Source organism: Dyadobacter psychrotolerans (assembly GCF_004349265.1).
Classification (GTDB): domain Bacteria; phylum Bacteroidota; class Bacteroidia; order Cytophagales; family Spirosomataceae; genus Dyadobacter; species Dyadobacter psychrotolerans.
Genome location: NZ_SMFL01000003.1, coordinates 758,835 through 777,845, shown reverse-complemented (window position 1 = coordinate 777,845; position 19,011 = coordinate 758,835). Strand labels below are relative to the sequence as shown.

The following is a 19,011-nucleotide window of genomic DNA, read 5'->3' as shown; positions in this document are numbered from 1 at the left end:
TCAAGATGAAAAAGATATTTTATATACCTGTTTTTTTGATGCTTTTGCTAAGCTGGAGTTGTAATGACGACGCATTTTTGGATCGTCCTCCAACAAGCATATTGTCCGAGGAACAGATCTGGTTGGATGACAGCCAGGTTTTATCCCTTCTCGGAAATTTATACAACCGTTATTATGACATCGGAACGGTTAAAGACTGGCCGTCTCTGGGTGGGTTTAATGAAGCTTTCTTTTCGAATGCAGGAAGTTATGGCGATTTTCAGAACAGCGGCTGGAACCTGGATTCGTGGAGAACCTGGGATTATACCTACATCCGGGAAATCAATTTGTTTATCCAAAAATGCACTGCGGCAGACAAGCTGAGTGCTGCATCCAAAGACCGGTTTCTTGCCGAAGCAAGATTTTTGAGAGCCTCGTACTATTTTGAGCTGGTGAAAAGAATGGGCGGAGTTCCTTTGATTCTCGAACCGCTGACTTACGATTTCGGCGGTGATCCTTCTTATTTACAACAGCCAAGGGCAAAGGAATCCGAGATTTATGATTTTATAATCAGTGAAGCTGAGGCGATCAAAAGTAAATTACCGGCCAATGCAACTGAAAAATCCCGTGTGACGATGGCGGCGGCATTGGCAATGGAAGCAAGAGCTGCAATTTACGCTGCATCGATTGCTAAATACGGAGTGAACACGCCGCAAGTAACATTGACAAGCGGTGAAGTTGGAATTCCGGCAACGATGGCAACCGGTTATTATACCAAAGCATTAGCTGCTGCAAAAGAAATTATCAGCGGAAAAGCGGGCGCGTATGCATTGTATACCAAAAAGCCTGATCTGTCTGAAAACTTTGCAAGCATTTTTTATGACAAGGCGAATAATTCAGAAGTCATTTTTGTTGATGATTTCAAATTGAAAAGTGGAAAAGTACATGGTTTTACGATTTCAAATCAGCCTCGTTACGGTGCGGAGGAAGAAGAAGGCGGCCGGATTAACCCTTCGCTTAATTTCGTGGAAGCATTTGAAAAACTCGACAATACCTTTGCTCCGATTCCAACGACCAATGCTGCCGGAACACCACTTTACTATACCAATCAGGTTGATATTTTCGCCGGTCGTGATGCCCGTTTGGCTGGAACTGTGATGCTTCCGGGCACTTCATTCAAAGGAAGAGCGGTAGATATCTGGGCCGGATTTCAATTGGCAAACGGAACTATATTAAGTGGAGACGACCGCGGAGCACAAAAAACGCTGCCAGGAAAAACGGTTCCTGAACAGGTAGTTGGCTTTGACGGCCCGATTGATGGTTTTGAGTTTACTGCGCAAAGCGGTTTTTACCTTAGAAAATATCTTGATCCGGTAGTAGGTTCTGGTCAGCGTGGGGTACAAAGTGAAGTTTGGTTTGTTCGTTACCGGTATGCTGAAGTATTGTTAAACGCTGCCGAAGCCGCTTTCGAACTTGGGCAAACTGCGGATGCTGCCGGTTATATGAACCAGGTACGTGCCCGTGCAGGTTTGGTTACACCCTTGAAAGCATCGGACGTCACTTTCGACAGGATCGTACATGAACGCAGGGTTGAGCTTGCTTTTGAAGGACATTACCTTTATGACATGAAAAGATGGAGAATTGCCCATTTGATTATGGATGGCAACGCGATTAATGCAGCTGACCTTTCCAAAGATTTGGGCAAAGCCACCAAAAGAAATACGCAGCCATGGGGACTTTGGTCTTACAAAATTTACGATCCGGCTTCCCAAAACAACGGAAAATGGATTTATAAGGTCATCAGGTTAAGCCGGGTTACAGGTGCGGACCGTTTCCAGTTTGGTAACTATTATACCTCCATTGCTGACGAGGTGATCAATAACAATCCTAAAATCGTAAGAAACCCTAATCAATAACTGATCATGTTCAAACGAAAAGATATTATGAAAATCAGGTTTCAATTATTCAGTCTCCTGGCTCTGTCGGTGGTCTTTACTTCCTGTGAAAAAGATAACTTCACAGCACCAAAATCTGTTCTTTCAGGAAATGTTGTTTACAAAGGTGAACCAATTGGAGTGGAGTACGATCAGGTACGTTTACAGCTGTGGCAGCCGGGATTTGGCAAGCTGGCTGCGATTGATGCTCCCGTTTCCCAAACCGGATCCTACTCAGCCGTTCTTTTTGACGGCAATTATAAAATGGTGTTTCCAAAGGGAAGAGGGCCGTTTATGACAATTCAGAAAGATGCTTCAGCAAAAGACACCCTTTATGTTAAACTGGCCGGGAATCAGCAGCTGGATGTTGAAGTTTTACCATACTACATGATCAGAAATGCGCAGTTTAGCGGTGGCGAAAGTAAAGTAAATGTGGCTCTGAAATTAGAGAAAATCATTACCGATGTAAATGCCAAAGCAATTGAACGTGTTTCACTTTATGTAAACAAAACGGAATTCGTTGCCCGTGCAACCAACATTGTCGTAACCGACGTAGCAGGTGCCGATGTAAAGGATTTGAACAGTATTAATCTTACTGCAACTGTTCCGGCAATAACACCAACCCAGAAATATGTTTTCGCAAGGGTAGGCGTCAAAATTAAGGATGTGGAAGATATGGTTTTTTCGCCTGTCCAGAAGGTGCAGCTTTAAGAAAACCTGTCCGGGTGAATGCATGATTTGATGCATTCACCCGTTTAATTTATCACTTTCCGGATTCGTGGCAAGTAATCTTTGGAATCGTCATACTTTCATTAGTTGCACACTCAGTGTATTACACCGCTCATCCCGTTATTTAATGACTTTCAGAATTACATCAAACCCGTAACAGAGTTTGCCGGCGTAGAGGAATTTTCATGCAAAAATGTTGAATTAAATGAATGGAGTAACAAGAAAGTATATCGCCGCAATATTTATTGGCTTGTTTGCCATAGGTTGTGCGCATAATAAAATGAACTCTTCCGGAACTAAATCCGGTACAGCAAAAGTTGAAGGAAGAAGAGCAGAAATTCTTTTTCTGGGTCATACCAGCAAACATCACGATTCGGGAAAATATGCTCCCTGGCTGGGAATAAAACTATTTCGCAGTGGTATCAACATGAGTTATACGACTGATATCAACGACCTGAATACCGAAAATCTCAATAAATACGACGGTCTTATTATTTATGCCAATCATGATTCGCTGCCTCCTGCCCAGGAAAATGCGATGAAGGCATTTGTAGAAGGCGGTAAAGGACTAATCCCGTTACATTCTGCTTCGGGTTGTTTCAGAAATTCGAAGTGGTATATCAAAACGATTGGCGGACAGTTCGCATCGCACAAGACCGGACGATTTAAAAACACAATTTTAAAAGCAGATCATCCGGTAATGAAAGGCATCACTGATTTTGAGACATGGGATGAAACTTATGTGCATCAAAATTTAAATCCTGATAAAACGGTATTGGGAGAAAGGATCGAAGGCGACCAGCATGAACCCTATACCTGGGTGAGAAATGAAGGAAAAGGGCGCGTTTTTTACACGGCTTATGGTCACGAAGACAGTACCTGGACAAACAAAGGATTTCTTGATCTTGTAAGAAACGGCGTATTATGGGCAGTTGGTGACAAAGTAAAAAGCCAGATAGAGGCACTAAATATTCCTAATCCTGACATTTATGATTCGGACACGATTTCTAAATACACCAAACGTCACGTTGTTCCGAAGATGCAGGATGCACTGTCACCTGCCGAATCGAATAAATTAACCCAGATTCCTGCGGATTTTGAAATTAAGCTTTTTGCTGCTGAACCGGATATTACCAATCCAATTGCCATGGCGTGGGATGAACGGGGACGGCTCTGGGTTGTGGAGTCTGTCGATTATCCAAATACTTTTAAAGAAACCGATGGAGCCGCCAACGACCGCATTAAAATCTGTGAGGATACAGACGGCGATGGCAGGGCAGATAAGTTTACTGTTTTTGCAGATAAACTCAACATCCCGACCAGTATGGTGTTTTCAAATGGTGGAATCATCGTTTCCATGGCACCCGATTTTGTTTTTATGAAAGACACAAACGGAGACGATGTTGCTGATGTTCGCGAAGTAATCATGACGGGCTGGGGTAAAAATGATACGCATGCCGGTCCGTCCAACCTGTTGTATGGCTTTGACAATAAAATCTGGGGTGTGAATGGTTATTCAGGGTTTAAAGGAACGATTGATGGCAAACCTTTTAACTTTCCCCAGGGCGTTTATAATTTTAAGCCGGACGGGAAAGAATTTGCCTTTCTTGGAAATAGCAGCAATAACACCTGGGGGCTGGGCATAACCGAAGATAACAACATTTTCCTGTCTACTGCCAATAACACCCACAGCGCGTTTTATTCTATGCCTGCCAAATATCTGCAGCGTTCGCTAGCGGGAGAGGAGTCGCCGATTCAGGCGGTACAAAAAATAGATGGTCATTATGATGCGCACTCGATGACACCAAATTTGCGTCAGGTGGATGTTGTCGGTGGATTTACTTCGGCGGCGGGACATCATTTTTATACAGCAAGAAACTTCCCGAAAGAATACTGGAACCGCATCGCCTTTGTAAATGAACCTACAATTCGTTTGGTACATAAAGCCATTATTGAGCCCGACGGAGCCGGCTTTACCGAAAAGGATGGCTGGAATTTTATGGCAAGTTCAGATGAATGGTTTGGGCCTGTTCAGGCAGAAGTGGGCCCCGACGGCGCAATGTGGATTGCAGACTGGTACAACTTCATCATTCAGCATAATGTTTTTGTTCCGGCCCAGTCGCCTGCTGAATTTATCATTCCTTTTAAAGAACAGCCACACGGACAGGGAAATGCATTCAGCAGTCCGATGCGTGATTTAAATCATGGCCGGGTTTACAGGGTTATTTACAAAAACGCAAAAACAACACCTGCACTAAAACTGTCAAAGGACGACCTGCCGGGGCTGATAGCCGCGCTCGAAAATGACAATATGTTCTGGCGGATGACTGCACAGCGACTTCTGGTTGAATCAAAAAAACTCTCCGTCGTTCCTGATTTGTATAAAATCATTAATAACCCGAAGGTAGATGAAATTGGGCTGAATAGTCCGGCTGTTCACGCTTTGTGGACGCTGCACGGACTTGGTGTGCTGGACGGCACAAATGCAGAAGCAATTCAGGTTGTAAACAAGGCGATAACACATCCTGCTGCCGGAGTTAGAAAAGCAGCTACGAGTGTTTTACCAAAAAATGCACAAAGTTTCGGAGCAATTCAGCCTGTGTTGAAAGATCCAAATCTGAATACGCGTTTGTCTGGATTTGTAGCTTTAATAGAGCTTCCTGCTTCGGAGCAAATAGGAGAAGCTTTGTATAAGGCTTCACTGGATGAACAAAACGTAAAAGATAAATGGTTGTCCAAAGCGATTTTAGCTGCCGCAGTTACGCATCAGAAGGGATTTTTGGCTGCTGCCCAAAAACAATCTTTAAAATCTACTTTCAGCGAACAGGTTACCGCTGCGTTGAATAAAGAGGTTTATCAGTTGGGAAGACGAAATACCATGCAGTTTTCCCCGGATGTGACAGGTAAAGAAATAACGATCCGGGCAAGTGTTACCAAAGCAAAAGACAAAGATTTGCAGGGATTTATTGCCGGTCAGGGTGGAAAAGATGGCGGATATGCGCTTTATATTCAGGATGGGAAATTGGTTATGGATGTAAAACAGCATGGAATGGTATCAAAAGCTTCCACAACCCAACCTCTTCCTGAAAAATTTGATGCCGTTGCGAGCCTTACAAAATCCGGTAAAATTTCAATAGAAGTAGATGGTAAACAAGTCGCCGAGGCAAAGGCGCATATGCTGTTTGCTGCACCGTTAACAACCTCGGTACGTACAGGTGAAGATGTGGAAGGTGATGATAAAATAGGTACTTACCCCGGCAGATTTGGTTTTGTGGGTAATTTTCAAAAAGCGACGCTGGAATTAAATCATCCCGACGAAAGTAAAACAGTGGCTGGGGAAGAGAGAAAACCAAAACAAGCTTCTGCTACTGCAAGCAATGCAACAGTAATTGAACTTAAAGTGGTACCGGAAATGCTTCAGTTTGATAAAAAGCTGATTCAGGTAAAAGCCGGACAGAAAGTGGTTGTTAACCTGGAAAACCCGGACGGAATGCAGCATAACTTTTTGGTGATTAAACCCGGGTCTTTGCAAAAAGTTGGTAAAGCTGCAGACGACATGCTGGCAGATCCAAAAGCATCTGAAAAACAGTATGTTCCCAAAATTCCGGAAGTGCTTTTCTCAACCCGGCTGGTCAACTCGGGAGAAACCGTGACCTTGGAATTTACGGTTCCAAACGTACCTGGTGATTATCCTTTTGTGTGTACCTTCCCCGGTCACTGGAGAGGTATGAATGGAATTTTGAGGGTATCAAAATAAGTCGTTTATCAAACTTCTTAACTACAATAATTCTTAACTTCTTTTTAAATAATGATCAATTCAATTTTTAAAGCTTCACTGATTCTGCTGCTCCTTGCTGTTTTTGGGACTTCTGATACTGCATCCGCATTTCCGAAAAAAAAGGCGATTCGTGTATTACTTGTTGGCGGGGGAGAATCTCATGATTTTGACAAATGGTACAAACAGGAAGACGTTGCAACCTTACAGAAAGATGGTCTTGCAAGCGTGGAATACACCAGTGATCCGACAACGATTTTGGCCAAACTTCCGAACATTGACGTTTTGTATCTTGCCAATAACCAGCCAATAAAGGATGAAGCTACGCGCAAAGCGATCTTTGCATTTGCGGATGCGGGAAAAGGTCTGGTACTTGCTCACCCTGCCCTTTGGTATAACTGGAAAGACTGGCCTGAATATAATCAAAAGTTGGTTGGTGGTGGTTCCCGGGGTCATAACAAGTATGGACCGTTTGATGTAACGATTACCAATACCAAACATCCGGTTACCAAAGGAGTTCCGGCAACTTTCAACCTGAATGACGAGCTGTATTATTTTATTGCGGATCCTGCCGGAACACCAATGGAAGTACTTGCAACCGCAAAAGCCAAAGACTCAGATAAGGTGTTTCCAAGTCTGGTAATTGTAAAATATCCAAAAGGCAGAATTGTAGGAATCGCACTAGGTCACGATGCAGCCTCTCATACAATTGAACCCTACAAGACCATCTTACGCAACGCTGTAAAATGGGCCGCCAACAGATAACCTAGCCCTGAAAGGGCTTCATCTCTCAACCCAGGGCACCGCCCTGGGAGGTAGGTGCGACGCCCTAGCCCTGAAAGGGGTCCATCTCTCAACCCAGGGCATCGCCCTGGAATCTTTAAATCAATAACAATATAAAACATGAGTCAGAAACAAATCACAGTCGTAATCGTAGGTATGGGCTTCGGAAAAGAATTTATCCCTATCTATCAAAGTCACCCGAATATTAAAGCAGTAGGGATCTGTACCCGCAGCAAAGAAACCCGTGATGAACTGACTGCCAAATTTAATCTGGACCCCAATCTGGTATTTGAAAATTTTGAGGATGTTCCGCTTCGGGAAGATGTAGATGCTATTCACGTCGTAACACCCGTTCCTGAACACGCCAAAATGACGCTGGCCGCTCTTAATGCAGGAAAACATACAGCCTGCACAATCCCAATGGCTATGACGGTTGAAGATTGTACAGCCATTGTTGAAGCAAAACGCAGGTCTAAAAAGGTGTATATGATGATGGAAACTGCATTGTATACCCGAGAATTTTTGTATGGTTTGAAGCTGGCAGAAAGCGGAGAGCTGGGGAGAATCCAGTTTGTACGTGGTTCTCATATTCAGGATATGAGCATGGAAGGCTGGGGCGAATACTGGAAAGGTTACCCGCCAATGCTCAACGGAACACATGCGATTTCTCCGCTTTTGAAAATTAATAACACAATTGCGGAAACGGTGGTTTGCCACGGATCAGGAAGATTGTCCGACGACCTGACAAGCCGTTACGGTTCGCCTTTTGCAGTAGAAACGGCAACATTTACGCTTAAAAACACAGATGTTGTTGCAGAAGCAACACGCTCGTTGTTTGATGTTGTGCGCCAGTACCGCGAAAGTTATGATGTGTATGGTACAAAAATGTCATTCGAATGGGAACAGTTGCAGGATGAAAGCCACATTATTTTTGATGGCGGCGAAAATGCAAAACGCGTTGATGTTCCGGATACAGATGAACTGCTGATTGAACCGATCAAACATTTTACCAAAAGAGAAAAAATTGACGATCCGAACCACGTATCCTTTTTACAGGGTGCAGGTCACGGAGGGTCTCACCCGCATTTGGTGCAGGAGTTTGTTGCAGCCATTATCGAAGGAAGAGATTCTGCGGTTGATGCAGCTTTAGCGGCAAACTACACCTGCGCAGGTATTTGCGCCCACGAATCGGCTATGAAAGGTGGTGTACGTGTGAATGTTCCAAGTTTTGAAGAGTAATATTTGCCAGAGGTAAAGACTTTCCAAGTTTTCAAAACTTGGAAAATCTCGTCTCGTTTGGCCTGATTGTTAAAACAAAAACCATGTTATTCGGAGCCAGTACGTTCATTTGGGTGTCACCGTTTTCAACAGAAAACATTGATTTGTTACTCAAAGTAAAAAATATGGGCTATGACATTATAGAAATAGCCGTAGAAGACACCAGCATTATCGACTGGAGATTAATTAAGGATGCTGCGAAAGATCTTGATCTGAAAATTACGATCAGCGGTGCCTTTGGCATGGAACGTGATATTTCAAGTACGGAACCTGCTTTCAGGGAATTGGGAAAACAATACATCGTCGATTGTATTAAAATTGCAGCTGATGTAGGCAGTCCTATTTTCGGTGGACCGGTTTATTCCGCAGTTGGTAAAACGCGCCTGGTTTCTGATGAACAAAAAAAACAGGAGCGTGCCTGGTGTGTTGAAACACTGGCAGAAATTGGGAAAATTGCGGCTGATCACGGCGTAGTTGTGGGTCTTGAACCACTGAATCGTTTCGAAACGGATATGGTTAATACGGTGGATCAGGCACTTTCTATCGTCAACCAAGTTGGAAGCAGCAATCTTAAAATTGTTTTGGATACTTTTCATTCCAATATTGAAGAAAAGGACATTCCAGCATCCATTCGTAAGATTGGAAAAGATTTGCTTTGCCACATTCAGGGAAATGAAAGCGACAGGGGAACGCCTGGAACGGGACATTTGGAATGGGAAGGTATCAGAGATGCACTTGTTGAAGTTGGTTACGACGGAGCCGTGGTGATAGAAACATTTGGACAGCCATCCAAAGAACTTGCAAGGGCTGCGTGTATCTGGCGGCCCCTTGCAAACAGTGCGGATGAGCTGGCAAGCGAAGGACTGGCTTTTTACAAAAAGCTGTTTTCCTAGTTTGAAAAGGGAGCGTATTTATTGTTGTATTTATAAAAAGACAAATAATGAAGTTTATCAAAATATCTTTTCTAACTCTTCTGATCGGACTTTCTCTTCAGAATTGCAATAAGAAAACCGACGAGAAAGAGGAAGAAGCAGCAGCGACTGAACAGTCTGCGGGAAGGGAAATCTGGACTAAGGAACAGGCCAAGGAATGGTATGCAAAACAAGGCTGGCTTGTTGGTGCAGACTTTTTGCCAAGCACAGCGATCAATCAGCTGGAAATGTTTCAGGAAGCTTCTTTTGATACGGCAACCATCAATCGCGAATTAGGTTGGGCAGAAGGTATTGGCATGAATACGATGCGTGTTTATCTGCACGATTTATTGTATCAGCAGGATTCTGTAGGCTTTTTTAAAAGGCTGGATGTGTTTCTTGATATTACGGAAAAACATAAAATTAAACCTGTTTTTGTACTTTTTGATTCATGCTGGGATCCTTTTCCAAAATTAGGAACGCAGCGTGCTCCAAAGCCGGGTGTGCACAATTCGGGTTGGGTACAAAGCCCGGGTCATGATGCGCTGAAAGACAGTACACAGTATCCTCGTCTGGAAAGATATGTGAAAGGCACTATCGCAGCCTTTGCTAACGATGATCGCGTATTAGCCTGGGATATCTGGAACGAGCCGGATAATGGCAATGACAGTTCTTATGGCAAGATTGAATTGAAAAACAAAACGGATTACGTTTTGCCGTTAATGACAGAGGCTTTTGCATGGGCAAGATCTGAAAATCCTTCGCAGCCGTTGACAGTTGGTGTCTGGGCGGGTGATTGGACTTCTCACGAAACTTTGAAGCCAATTGAAAAAGTAAGTATCGACCAATCTGATGTTATTTCGTTCCATAACTACGACAGTGCTCAGGAATTCGAAAAACGTATCAAACAATTACAGCAGTACGATCGTCCGATGATTTGTACAGAATATATGTCAAGAGGAAACGGCAGCTTTTTTGAAGGGTCACTACCAATTGCTAAAAAGTATAATGTAGGTGCAATTAACTGGGGACTGGTTGACGGGAAATCGCAAACCATCTATCCCTGGGATAGCTGGAGAAAAACGTATACCAAAGAACCTGATTTATGGTTTCACGACATTTTTAGAAAAGACGGAACGCCTTACAAAAAAGAGGAGACGGATTTGATAAGGAAATTGACTGCTTCTAAGTAATAAGCTGATCTTTAACAACAAAGTCGTCTGTTATATCTATTAGCAGACGAATTTGTTGTTTGAATTAATTCAAAATTCCTGCCAGTTTCAAGAGTATCAGTAACTCCGAATCTTCCAGATTTTCTTTTTCGGATTTGTCATAAATAGAAAGGAGATAAACTTTTTGATTAACGACTTTCACACAAAATATAACTCTGCTGCCTCCTCGTTTTCCTTTTCCTTTGGACGAAATACCTAACCTTATTTTATAGCAATCATTACCTAAATAGTCTCCTTGTATGGGATTGTTTTCGAGCGACCCAAAAAGTGGCTTTATGTCTTCTTTGAGAGACTTATACTTCTTAGCAAGTCTCTTTATTTGCTTTTCAAATGATTCAACGACAATTATCTCAAAGCTCATTCCAAAGCTCGTTGGCAGTTTTTAGTTGTTTTTTGCCGGCCAGATGTAACTCAACATCTTTCATTCCTTCCTTTAAATCCTGAATAAACTCCTCATCCTCAGAATTCAGGCTTTGGTTAACCTGAACCTCCTGATATTGAAATTTTTTCAGAAGTTCTCTAAAGAAAGTAAGGTCTTTATCCGGAATGTTGACTGTTAATTCCATAATCGATTCTTTTTACAAATATAAAAAATCAAACGAACATTTTGGTAACCAGATTTTTACGAGGAAACCCGTTCTCTTTAGAATTTACAAACCCTCCTGCGAAGTCAAAAGATCCTCCAAATTCTCCCTTCTGCGAATAAGTTTTTCCTGGCCGTTATCCACCAGTACTTCCGCAGGGCGAAAACGGGCGTTGTAATTTGAACTCATTGAAAAGCCGTAAGCGCCTGCATTCAAAAATGCGAGCGTATCACCCTGACGTACTTCCGGTAGATTTCTGTCCGTTGCAAATGTGTCTGTTTCACAAATGTAACCGACAACATTATATGGTTTTTCTTCGCCGCTTGGGTTAGAAACGTTGAGGATGTGATGGTAAGAACCGTACATCATCGGACGTATCAGATGATTCAATCCCGAATCTACATGAACGAAATTACGTGCAGGATCTTCTTTCACAACCGTGGTAGTAACCAGCAGGTATCCGGATTCGCTCACCAGGAATTTTCCCGGCTCAAACCAAAGCTGTAACTCGCGGCCATATTCGGAGCAGAAGTTTTTGAAGCGCTCCGATATTTTATTTCCAAGTAATTCCATATCTGTAACGGCATCGCCTGGCAAATAAGAAACCTTGAAACCACCGCCGAGATCAATAATTTCAAGATCAGGAAAATGTTTGGCAGTTTCAAAAAGAATATCTGCAACCTGTAAAAATGGCTCGGCGTCTTTAATGTCAGAACCCGTATGCTGATGAAGACCAATAATTTTGATATCGTATTTTTTTACGATTTCCAGAATCTGATCTAACAAAAGAACGGAAATTCCGAATTTAGAATCTGCATGCGCCGTCATGATTTTAATGTTACCGCCGGCAGCTACGTTTGGTTTGATTCGTATCAGGCATGGTTTTGTGTTTCCATAAGTCTGTCCAAACCATTCGAGCAGCGGAAGGCTGTCTACATTGACAATCGCACCAGCTTCAACTGCTGTTTTTACCTCCGAAAAAGGTACTCCGCTTGGCGTAAAGGTGATTTGATTGCCTTCATATCCTGCAAGTTTGCCCATTTCAAATTCGCCCGGCGAAACAACGTCAAGCTCCACACCAATTTCCCGCATCAAACGTAGAATGGAAAGATTTGTATTGGCTTTACAGGCAAATTTTATTTTCATATTCACACCTGAAAAGGCATGCTGAAGCTCGGCAACTTTACGTCTGATCGTAGCTCCGTCGTAAACGTAAAGAGGGCTGCCGTAGGTTTCTGTCAATCGAATTGGGTCAATTCCCTGGATTGTATATGTATTTTGTTCGGAAAGTTGCATCGAAAAAATAATGGATTTTGAATAAAAAAATTAGAATGGCCGCTCGATCTGGTTGCAATATTTATCAAGATAAACAGCCATTTCCTGTTGCATGCGTTGGGCTTCTTCTCCTGCTTTTATAGCAAAGTCGGTTCCGTTACCTGCATAAATTATACTTCTTGAAGCGTTGATCAGTAAACCACAGCTTTTGTTCATACCATATTTAGAAACTTCTTCCAAGCTTCCACCCTGCGCGCCGACACCGGGAACAAGTAGAAAATGATCAGGTACAATACCACGGATGTATTTAAGATCTTTTGCCTGTGTAGCACCCACAACGTACATCATGCGGTCAGCGCCGGCCCATTCCTGCGATTTTATCAGAACATGTTCAAAAAGCGGTTTGTCGTCAGCTGTGATACGCTGAAAATCAGCACTTCCCGAATTACTTGTTAAAGCCAGAAGGATTACCCACTTATTTTCAAATTCCAGAAAAGGAAGTACCGAATCGCTTCCCATGTACGGTGCAACGGTAACCGAATCAAAACTAAGTCCTGATGATGTTGGATCAAAAAAAGTACGGGCATAAAGTCCGGATGTATTTCCGATGTCGCCGCGTTTCGCATCAGCGATCGTAAAATGGCTCTTCGGGATGTATTCAATTGTTTTTTGAAGACTTTCCCAACCCTTCGCTCCCATGGCCTCGTAAAAGGCAATGTTTGGTTTATAAGAAACACAGAAATCCAGTGTTGCATCGATAATCTGCTTGTTAAAGGCAAATACAGGATCTGCTTCTTTTAACAAATGTGCAGGTATCTTGCGGATGTCGGTATCGAGTCCTACGCAGAGGTAAGATTTCTTCAGGGAAATTTGTTCAAAAAGTGTTTTATGCGTCATGATTTTCGAAATATTGCGCCGAAATTACAACCTATGACAATAGATTCATAAATTTGTCCGCAGATAAAGCAATTACGTACCAACCACCAACAAATTAACAAGGGCCTATGCAGATCAGGGAAACATCCATCGAAGGTTTAGTTGAAATAATTCCACGCGTTTTTGAAGACGACCGTGGTCTGTTTTTCGAATCTTACAGTGAAGGATGGTTTAAAAAGCTGGGACTTCCCACCAATTTCGTACAGGATAATCAGTCTTTTTCCATAAAAGGCGTAGTGAGAGGTTTACATTTTCAGAAAGCTCCCTTTGCGCAAGGCAAGCTGGTTCGTGTTATTTCTGGTAGAGTGCTGGATGTTGCGGTAGACATTCGTCCGGAATCACCGACTTTCGGTAAACATGAAGTTTTTGAATTAAGAAGTGATACCAATAACATGGCTTTTGTGCCTGAAGGTTTTGCTCACGGTTTTGTTGCGCTGGAAGATTCAATTTTTAGCTACAAGTGCACCAATATTTATAATAAAGAATCAGAGTCCGGAATTCTCTGGAATGATCCCGAGCTTGGTATCGACTGGGGAATCGAAAATCCGATTGTCTCCGAAAAAGATATTATTCTGCCGACGTTTAGGGAATTGTTTGGAGAAATCAGGAAGTAAAATTTCACGCAGAGTAAAAGATTTTAACGCAGAGCGCGCCAAGATTTTTTTTCTTCGCGGCCTCTGCGTTTTACTTTGCGTCCTCTGCGTGAAACAATCCAAAGACTTACTTTTCGAATAACTCTTCCAACGCCTTTGAGGCTACTTTTCTTGCTGAATTGGGATTTTGACCTGTGATAAGCCGTTCGTCCAGCTCAATAAATTCAATAAAAGGAATCATTGATTTGGTATAATGCGCGCCCTGCTCTTTAAGTTTGTCTTCCAGATTAAACGGAACTTCACTCACAAAGCTCATCAGGGTTTCTTCCATATTGGAAAAGCCGGTCAGATATTTATCCTTAATCAGCAAAGTTCCATCCGATAATTTTACATTAACCAAACCGGACACACCGTGGCAAACAGCGGTTACCGTTCCGTTGTTTTCATAAATGATTCTGGTGATTTCCTGTAATTCGGTATTATCTGCGAAATCCCACATGGCTCCGTTTCCCCCGGCAAAGTAGATCAGGCGATATTCTCCGGCGTGAATTTGTGAAGGAGAAAGGGAGCTGTTTATTTTGGACTGAAAAACTGTATCTTCCGAATATTTCAGGTTAACCTCATCCTTTAAGTCCAGACTTCTTTCGTCAATCGGAATTTTCCCTCCCTTGGGACTGACAATGTCAACCAGCACTCTTCTTTTTACCATTAAATCGTAAAAGTGGGTCAGTTCACTAAGCCATAATCCGGTTTTCCCGGATTTGGTAGGATAGCTATCATGATTGGTACAAACGATCAGAACTCTCATAGCATCATTGTGCAGATTACTTTTGGAAAGATACCATAAAATCGGAGTAATTTCCAGGCGATGCAATACAAACGTTTAATCGTATTTGGTAATTAAATGTAGAAGTCAGCAGGAATTGCGTTACAGATTTTTTTCACAGCAACTGATTTTTATAGGCAAAAGCAACTGCGGCGGCAGTGGTTTTGGTTCCCGTTTTTTCAAGAACCCTGAGCCGGTGTCCTTCAACGGTACGGATGCTGATAAACAGCTTTTCACCAATTTCTGCGGTAGAAAGTCCGTCGCATATCAGCTGTAAAACCTCCTGTTCCCTGGCAGAGAGGGCAACATTACATGCATTTGGGAAAAAGGGATGTTTGTTAGGCTGGCGGTTCACCATTTTACGATGCATCGCTTTTGAAACAAAATCGTTGTAGTAAAAACCTTCATCGGCAACCCGTCTGATCGCTTTTTCAACTTCATCCGGACTGGTGTCTTTTAACAAATATCCCTGAACACCTTTTTCAAGCATGTGAATCACAAAACGATCTTCGTTGTACATCGACACGACAATAACCTTAATATTCGGGAATTTTTCAAAGGCAGCTTCGGTTGCCTGGATTCCATCCATTACCGGCATTTGAAGATCCATGAAAACGATGTCCGGTGTGTTAAAAGGAAGTTTATCCAATAATTCCTGTCCGTTTGCAGCTTCCAGAATAAACTCGAAATCAGGAATGCCGCTCAGCATGGAAATAAAACCTTTGCGGAAAAGTTCGTGGTCGTCGGCGATGCCTAATTTTAGTGTGCTCATAATATCAAAGGGTCACGCGTTCACGACGAAAAGGATGTAAAGGCTCTGGTTTACTGTTTGATACAGCCTGCATAGGAATTTGTGTCAGCGCTGTTGATCCGCCTGTTGCGTTTTTGCTGTACTGGACCGTGCCGTTCACGATGGCAAGCCTGCTTTCGATGCCTAGTAAACCAAGGCCCGCAAGTTTTCCTTCTTTAATCATGTCCGGATCAAATCCAATCCCGTTGTCTGCAACACGAAGTCCGATGAAATCTTTGCTCATTTCCAAGCTAATTTCAATTTTGGAACACTGCCCATGTTTTATGGCATTGTTAACCAGTTCCTGCATAATCCGGTACAGCGTAAGTTCAATTTTTTGACCCTGCCTGGGCAATTCTTCCTCGCCGGGCTGAAAACAAATCGTCAAATTGTTCCCTTCTTCAAGTTTATGGATGAATTCGTCAATGGCTTCCGCAAGTCCGAATCTTTCCAGTGTAGTTGGTACAAGTTCACGGGTAATACGCCTCACGTGCAAAATCGTTTCTTCAACCAGTGACTGCGCCTTTCGCATAATCTGGTCTTCTTTTTCTCCGTTTTCAGTAATTCTTTTGCTGAGCTGATTGAGGCTTAATTTGGTGAGGGAGAGCATAGTGCCAATGTCATCGTGCAGATCCTGAGCGATGCGCCGGCGTTCTGTTTCCTCCGAATTGAGCGCAGTATCCAGCAATAATTTGCTATAATTCTTTTCTATTTCATTCAGCTTTTTCTCCTCCTCAAATTTCTTTTTTTGATAATATATGACAAATGAGATCACAAAAAATGCCATCATCAGCATTGCCAGCGTACCAATGAGCAAGGCCCATTTCATTTGTTCAGTGTCTTGCATAATAGCGGGCTGAAAAAAGCGAGATTCCTAAACTTATTAACGTTATACTAATGATATCAAATATATATGGAATCCGGTCCAATAAACCGATGTCAAGTCGAACGTCCCACTGAGTTGCATAGTGCAAAGTAGGGGCTATAAATATCAAACTGGAATAATAAAGCAGTAAACCGGAACAAATCCAAAAAAATGGAAAAGTAAGCAGATTAGGTACCTTCAATGATCCGATTAGTTCTTTAAAATAAAGTAAAATCCAAAAAATCATTAGTAGCGACTCCACCGTAAGTGAGTACTTGACAATCTGATGTAAATGCAAATTCAAAATATCAGGATTGCAATACCATATATCCCATAATGTGAAAAAAGAAAAGCCTACGGATAATGGCATTATAAATTTCGTAACCTGCTTGTTCTCAAATTTATAATAAAACATTCCGCTCATTAAAATATATCGGAAAATGATTGTCACATTGAATAATACCAAATTATTAACTCGTGTCGCTGCACAATGAAACATCAAAAGATCAATAATCAGTTTAACGAGTAAAAAAAGTAATAATAGCCGGAACGAAGGATCTGCATATGCTTTTCTTTGATATATGAGAGTTATTGGTACCAGTGTGATTATTACTGATATACTCGAAAGGAGGTCGTATTGGAAATAGAACAGGTATTTTTGTAACATTTATCTCTCCGTAATTCGCCGTTTATTGATCTTTCGTTTGCCGTATTATACAGTATCTTCTTCTGGCGGAGCACACTTGTGCGGGCAAAGCGGTCCGTTTGCCAAGGCAGATGGAGATCCTTCATTATCCTTAATTCCAATGGGTGAAGCAAGATCCCGACCGTAAGCGTCAACAGGCACGATGATCAGCCTTGAAGTCTTTTTACCTTTTCCTTCTTCACGTACTATCACTTCGTCCTTCTGATGTTCCTCCCAGCGGCTTCCGTAATAGACACGAAATCCAACAGCCTGACCCTTATAACTTTCCATCAGTTTATTAAAAGTGTTCAGACCAAAAAACTCGGCCTCTACGTAGTTTTCAGAATTGCCTTTTGTAATCTCACTTTTTTTCTTCTGATGTACCGATTTGAGGGTATTTGCGGCAGATGAAAAAATAATTTCACCTTCGCTGCCGTCAAACATTACTTTTTTTTCGCTTGGTTTTGCCATGATTTCTTAAGTATTGTAGAAAGGTTGTAAAACTGGTTTTAGTTAAAAGTAAAAGTATACGGTGAAAAACTTAAACCCAAGCTGATAAAGAAGTATTGATTAAACGGTATTTTGTTAAATATCTTATTATCAACGGTTTAATCTTTTTTGGTCAAAAAAAACACGTAGAATTACTTACTATAACGAGGATTTCTACCAGACATTTTTATTTGTTGTTTGTATTGATAAACCATAAATTTTCATGCCTAAATCTGATCTCATGTGGGCACTGAATAAAAGCATGAGGTCAAATGGTGTGTCTTTTTCAGATTCAGGGAATTTCATTAGATTTCAGCCTTATAATGATAGATTTTATAGAATGAAACCAACAATCAAAATAGAATACTGTCCAAAATGTGGATGGCTTTTACGCGCTGCCTGGATGGCTCAGGAGTTGCTTACCACTTTTACGGATGATCTTCAGGGAGTTACGCTTGTACCGTCGGAAGTTGCCGGGCGATACACAGTTCATATTGGAGAAACGCTTCTTTGGGACCGCAAACGCGAAGGGCATTTTCCTGAGCCGAAGGAATTAAAACAAAAGGTGAGGGACGTCATTGACCCGGAAAGAAACCTTGGACATAATGATGGAAAGACGGCGGTGTAAGGCAAAATCTACCAGGTTTGTAGACATTATGTCACGCGGGGTAAATTCAGGACTGAAATAATGGCATGTAGGTATATTTATAATTTGCGTAAAAATTAGCCGTATAGTCTCATTATGAATATAAATATCTGATTTTTAGGTCTTTAAATTTTATTTTGTCCTGCTTTGGTTAAACAAGTTTTAAACAAAATGAATCTATGGCACGTAGTTTGTCGTTTGTTTATAAAATTGTTAACCTAAACATACGATTGCCATGGAAAGCAAACTAAAAATACCACAGGAAATGTTGATGAATATCGATTTCATCAACACAGTAAACGGTGGAATGAGTGAGCCAGCCATTCAACTCGAAAGAGGATCGGATGGTTTTGAGGTTGTTGTTAAAGTTCCTGGCATCGAAGTAGAGGATCTTCAGTTGGAAGTTGTCAGTGGAAAAAAGAATTCAACCAATCTTAAGCTATATCACCTGTTGCCCATTTTCTCTCAGGAATCAATGCCGGAAGAAGAGCAATGGAAAACCATACGTTTCATTAACACCTTCGTCATACCGGAGGGGGTGGATGTAGAAAATATTTCAGCCAGATACGACGATACGTTACGTCATTTGGTACTACATCTTCCATATGGAAATGAAAAAGGCGACTATCGAAGAAAAGTCGATATCAGCCGTTGGTAGTTAATTTTCGAAAATTCAAGTATTAAGGCCTGCAATTAAACTT

At 41.9% G+C, this 19,011-nt stretch carries 18 protein-coding genes; 10 read left to right on the top strand and 8 right to left on the bottom strand.

Features of this window, described 5'->3' with window-relative positions; genetic code table 11:
- The first annotated feature begins 5 nt into the window (after window positions 1–5).
- The 7 genes from E0F88_RS11085 (at window position 6) to E0F88_RS11055 (ending at window position 10,582) form a co-directional block, all read left to right on the top strand.
- A complete protein-coding gene (locus tag E0F88_RS11085) occupies window positions 6–1,895 on the top strand; it encodes a RagB/SusD family nutrient uptake outer membrane protein (protein ID WP_131958292.1) in 1,890 nt (629 codons plus the stop codon).
- Between the two features lie 27 nt (window positions 1,896–1,922).
- Complete coding sequence (locus E0F88_RS11080) at window positions 1,923–2,624, top strand: DUF3823 domain-containing protein (protein WP_131958291.1); 702 nt, start codon at window positions 1,923–1,925, stop codon at window positions 2,622–2,624.
- Between the two features lie 223 nt (window positions 2,625–2,847).
- The gene (locus E0F88_RS11075) at window positions 2,848–6,399 is read left to right on the top strand and encodes a PVC-type heme-binding CxxCH protein (protein WP_131958290.1); all 3,552 of its coding nucleotides are present in this window, start codon (window positions 2,848–2,850) and stop codon (window positions 6,397–6,399) included.
- A gap of 51 nt (window positions 6,400–6,450) precedes the next feature.
- A complete protein-coding gene (locus E0F88_RS11070) occupies window positions 6,451–7,182 on the top strand; it encodes a ThuA domain-containing protein (protein ID WP_131958289.1) in 732 nt (243 codons plus the stop codon).
- 138 nt (window positions 7,183–7,320) lie between these two features.
- Window positions 7,321–8,439 carry a Gfo/Idh/MocA family protein gene (locus E0F88_RS11065; protein WP_131958288.1) on the top strand — a complete coding sequence of 373 codons (1,119 nt, stop codon included), beginning with the start codon at window positions 7,321–7,323 and terminating at the stop codon, window positions 8,437–8,439.
- A gap of 38 nt (window positions 8,440–8,477) precedes the next feature.
- Entirely contained in the window at window positions 8,478–9,371 is an 894-nt protein-coding gene (locus tag E0F88_RS11060; RefSeq protein ID WP_229213730.1) for a sugar phosphate isomerase/epimerase family protein, read from the top strand.
- A gap of 47 nt (window positions 9,372–9,418) precedes the next feature.
- Entirely contained in the window at window positions 9,419–10,582 is a 1,164-nt protein-coding gene (locus E0F88_RS11055; protein WP_131958287.1) for a cellulase family glycosylhydrolase, read from the top strand.
- A 64-nt stretch (window positions 10,583–10,646) separates the two neighbouring features.
- Here the strand turns inward: E0F88_RS11055 and E0F88_RS11050 are convergent, their stop codons facing one another.
- The 4 genes from E0F88_RS11050 to pyrF form a co-directional block, all read right to left on the bottom strand.
- Entirely contained in the window at window positions 10,647–10,982 is a 336-nt protein-coding gene (locus E0F88_RS11050) for a type II toxin-antitoxin system RelE/ParE family toxin (RefSeq protein WP_131958286.1), read from the bottom strand.
- The gene (locus tag E0F88_RS11045) at window positions 10,972–11,187 is read right to left on the bottom strand and encodes a hypothetical protein (protein WP_131958285.1); all 216 of its coding nucleotides are present in this window, start codon (window positions 11,185–11,187) and stop codon (window positions 10,972–10,974) included. The genes E0F88_RS11050 and E0F88_RS11045 overlap by 11 nt, the downstream gene beginning before the upstream one ends.
- 84 nt (window positions 11,188–11,271) lie before the next feature.
- Window positions 11,272–12,501, bottom strand: a complete 1,230-nt coding sequence (lysA, locus tag E0F88_RS11040; RefSeq protein WP_131958284.1) for a diaminopimelate decarboxylase — start codon at window positions 12,499–12,501, stop codon at window positions 11,272–11,274.
- 30 nt (window positions 12,502–12,531) lie between these two features.
- Window positions 12,532–13,377 carry an orotidine-5'-phosphate decarboxylase gene (gene pyrF, locus E0F88_RS11035; protein WP_131958283.1) on the bottom strand — a complete coding sequence of 282 codons (846 nt, stop codon included), beginning with the start codon at window positions 13,375–13,377 and terminating at the stop codon, window positions 12,532–12,534.
- A 107-nt stretch (window positions 13,378–13,484) separates the two neighbouring features.
- Between pyrF and rfbC the strand changes: the two genes are divergently transcribed.
- Window positions 13,485–14,030 (top strand): dTDP-4-dehydrorhamnose 3,5-epimerase, encoded by a 546-nt coding sequence (gene rfbC, locus E0F88_RS11030; RefSeq protein WP_131958282.1) that lies wholly within the window; start codon window positions 13,485–13,487, stop codon window positions 14,028–14,030.
- A 106-nt stretch (window positions 14,031–14,136) separates the two neighbouring features.
- On the opposite strand, the gene E0F88_RS11025 is transcribed toward rfbC, so the two are convergent.
- From E0F88_RS11025 to E0F88_RS11005, 4 genes are all read right to left on the bottom strand, one after another.
- Window positions 14,137–14,817: a type 1 glutamine amidotransferase domain-containing protein gene (locus tag E0F88_RS11025; protein ID WP_131958438.1), complete on the bottom strand. Its 681-nt coding sequence runs from the start codon at window positions 14,815–14,817 to the stop codon at window positions 14,137–14,139.
- Between the two features lie 133 nt (window positions 14,818–14,950).
- Window positions 14,951–15,607 carry a response regulator transcription factor gene (locus tag E0F88_RS11020; RefSeq protein WP_131958281.1) on the bottom strand — a complete coding sequence of 219 codons (657 nt, stop codon included), beginning with the start codon at window positions 15,605–15,607 and terminating at the stop codon, window positions 14,951–14,953.
- A gap of 4 nt (window positions 15,608–15,611) precedes the next feature.
- Window positions 15,612–16,472, bottom strand: a complete 861-nt coding sequence (locus E0F88_RS11015; protein WP_131958280.1) for a sensor histidine kinase — start codon at window positions 16,470–16,472, stop codon at window positions 15,612–15,614.
- Window positions 16,473–17,202: 730 nt separating this feature from the next.
- Entirely contained in the window at window positions 17,203–17,646 is a 444-nt protein-coding gene (locus tag E0F88_RS11005) for a hypothetical protein (protein WP_131958278.1), read from the bottom strand.
- A gap of 358 nt (window positions 17,647–18,004) precedes the next feature.
- On the opposite strand from E0F88_RS11005, the gene E0F88_RS11000 reads away from it, so the two are divergent.
- Window positions 18,005–18,292 (top strand): Rdx family protein, encoded by a 288-nt coding sequence (locus tag E0F88_RS11000; protein WP_131958277.1) that lies wholly within the window; start codon window positions 18,005–18,007, stop codon window positions 18,290–18,292.
- A gap of 253 nt (window positions 18,293–18,545) precedes the next feature.
- Window positions 18,546–18,968: an Hsp20/alpha crystallin family protein gene (locus E0F88_RS10995; RefSeq protein WP_131958276.1), complete on the top strand. Its 423-nt coding sequence runs from the start codon at window positions 18,546–18,548 to the stop codon at window positions 18,966–18,968.
- Window positions 18,969–19,011: the final 43 nt, after the last annotated feature.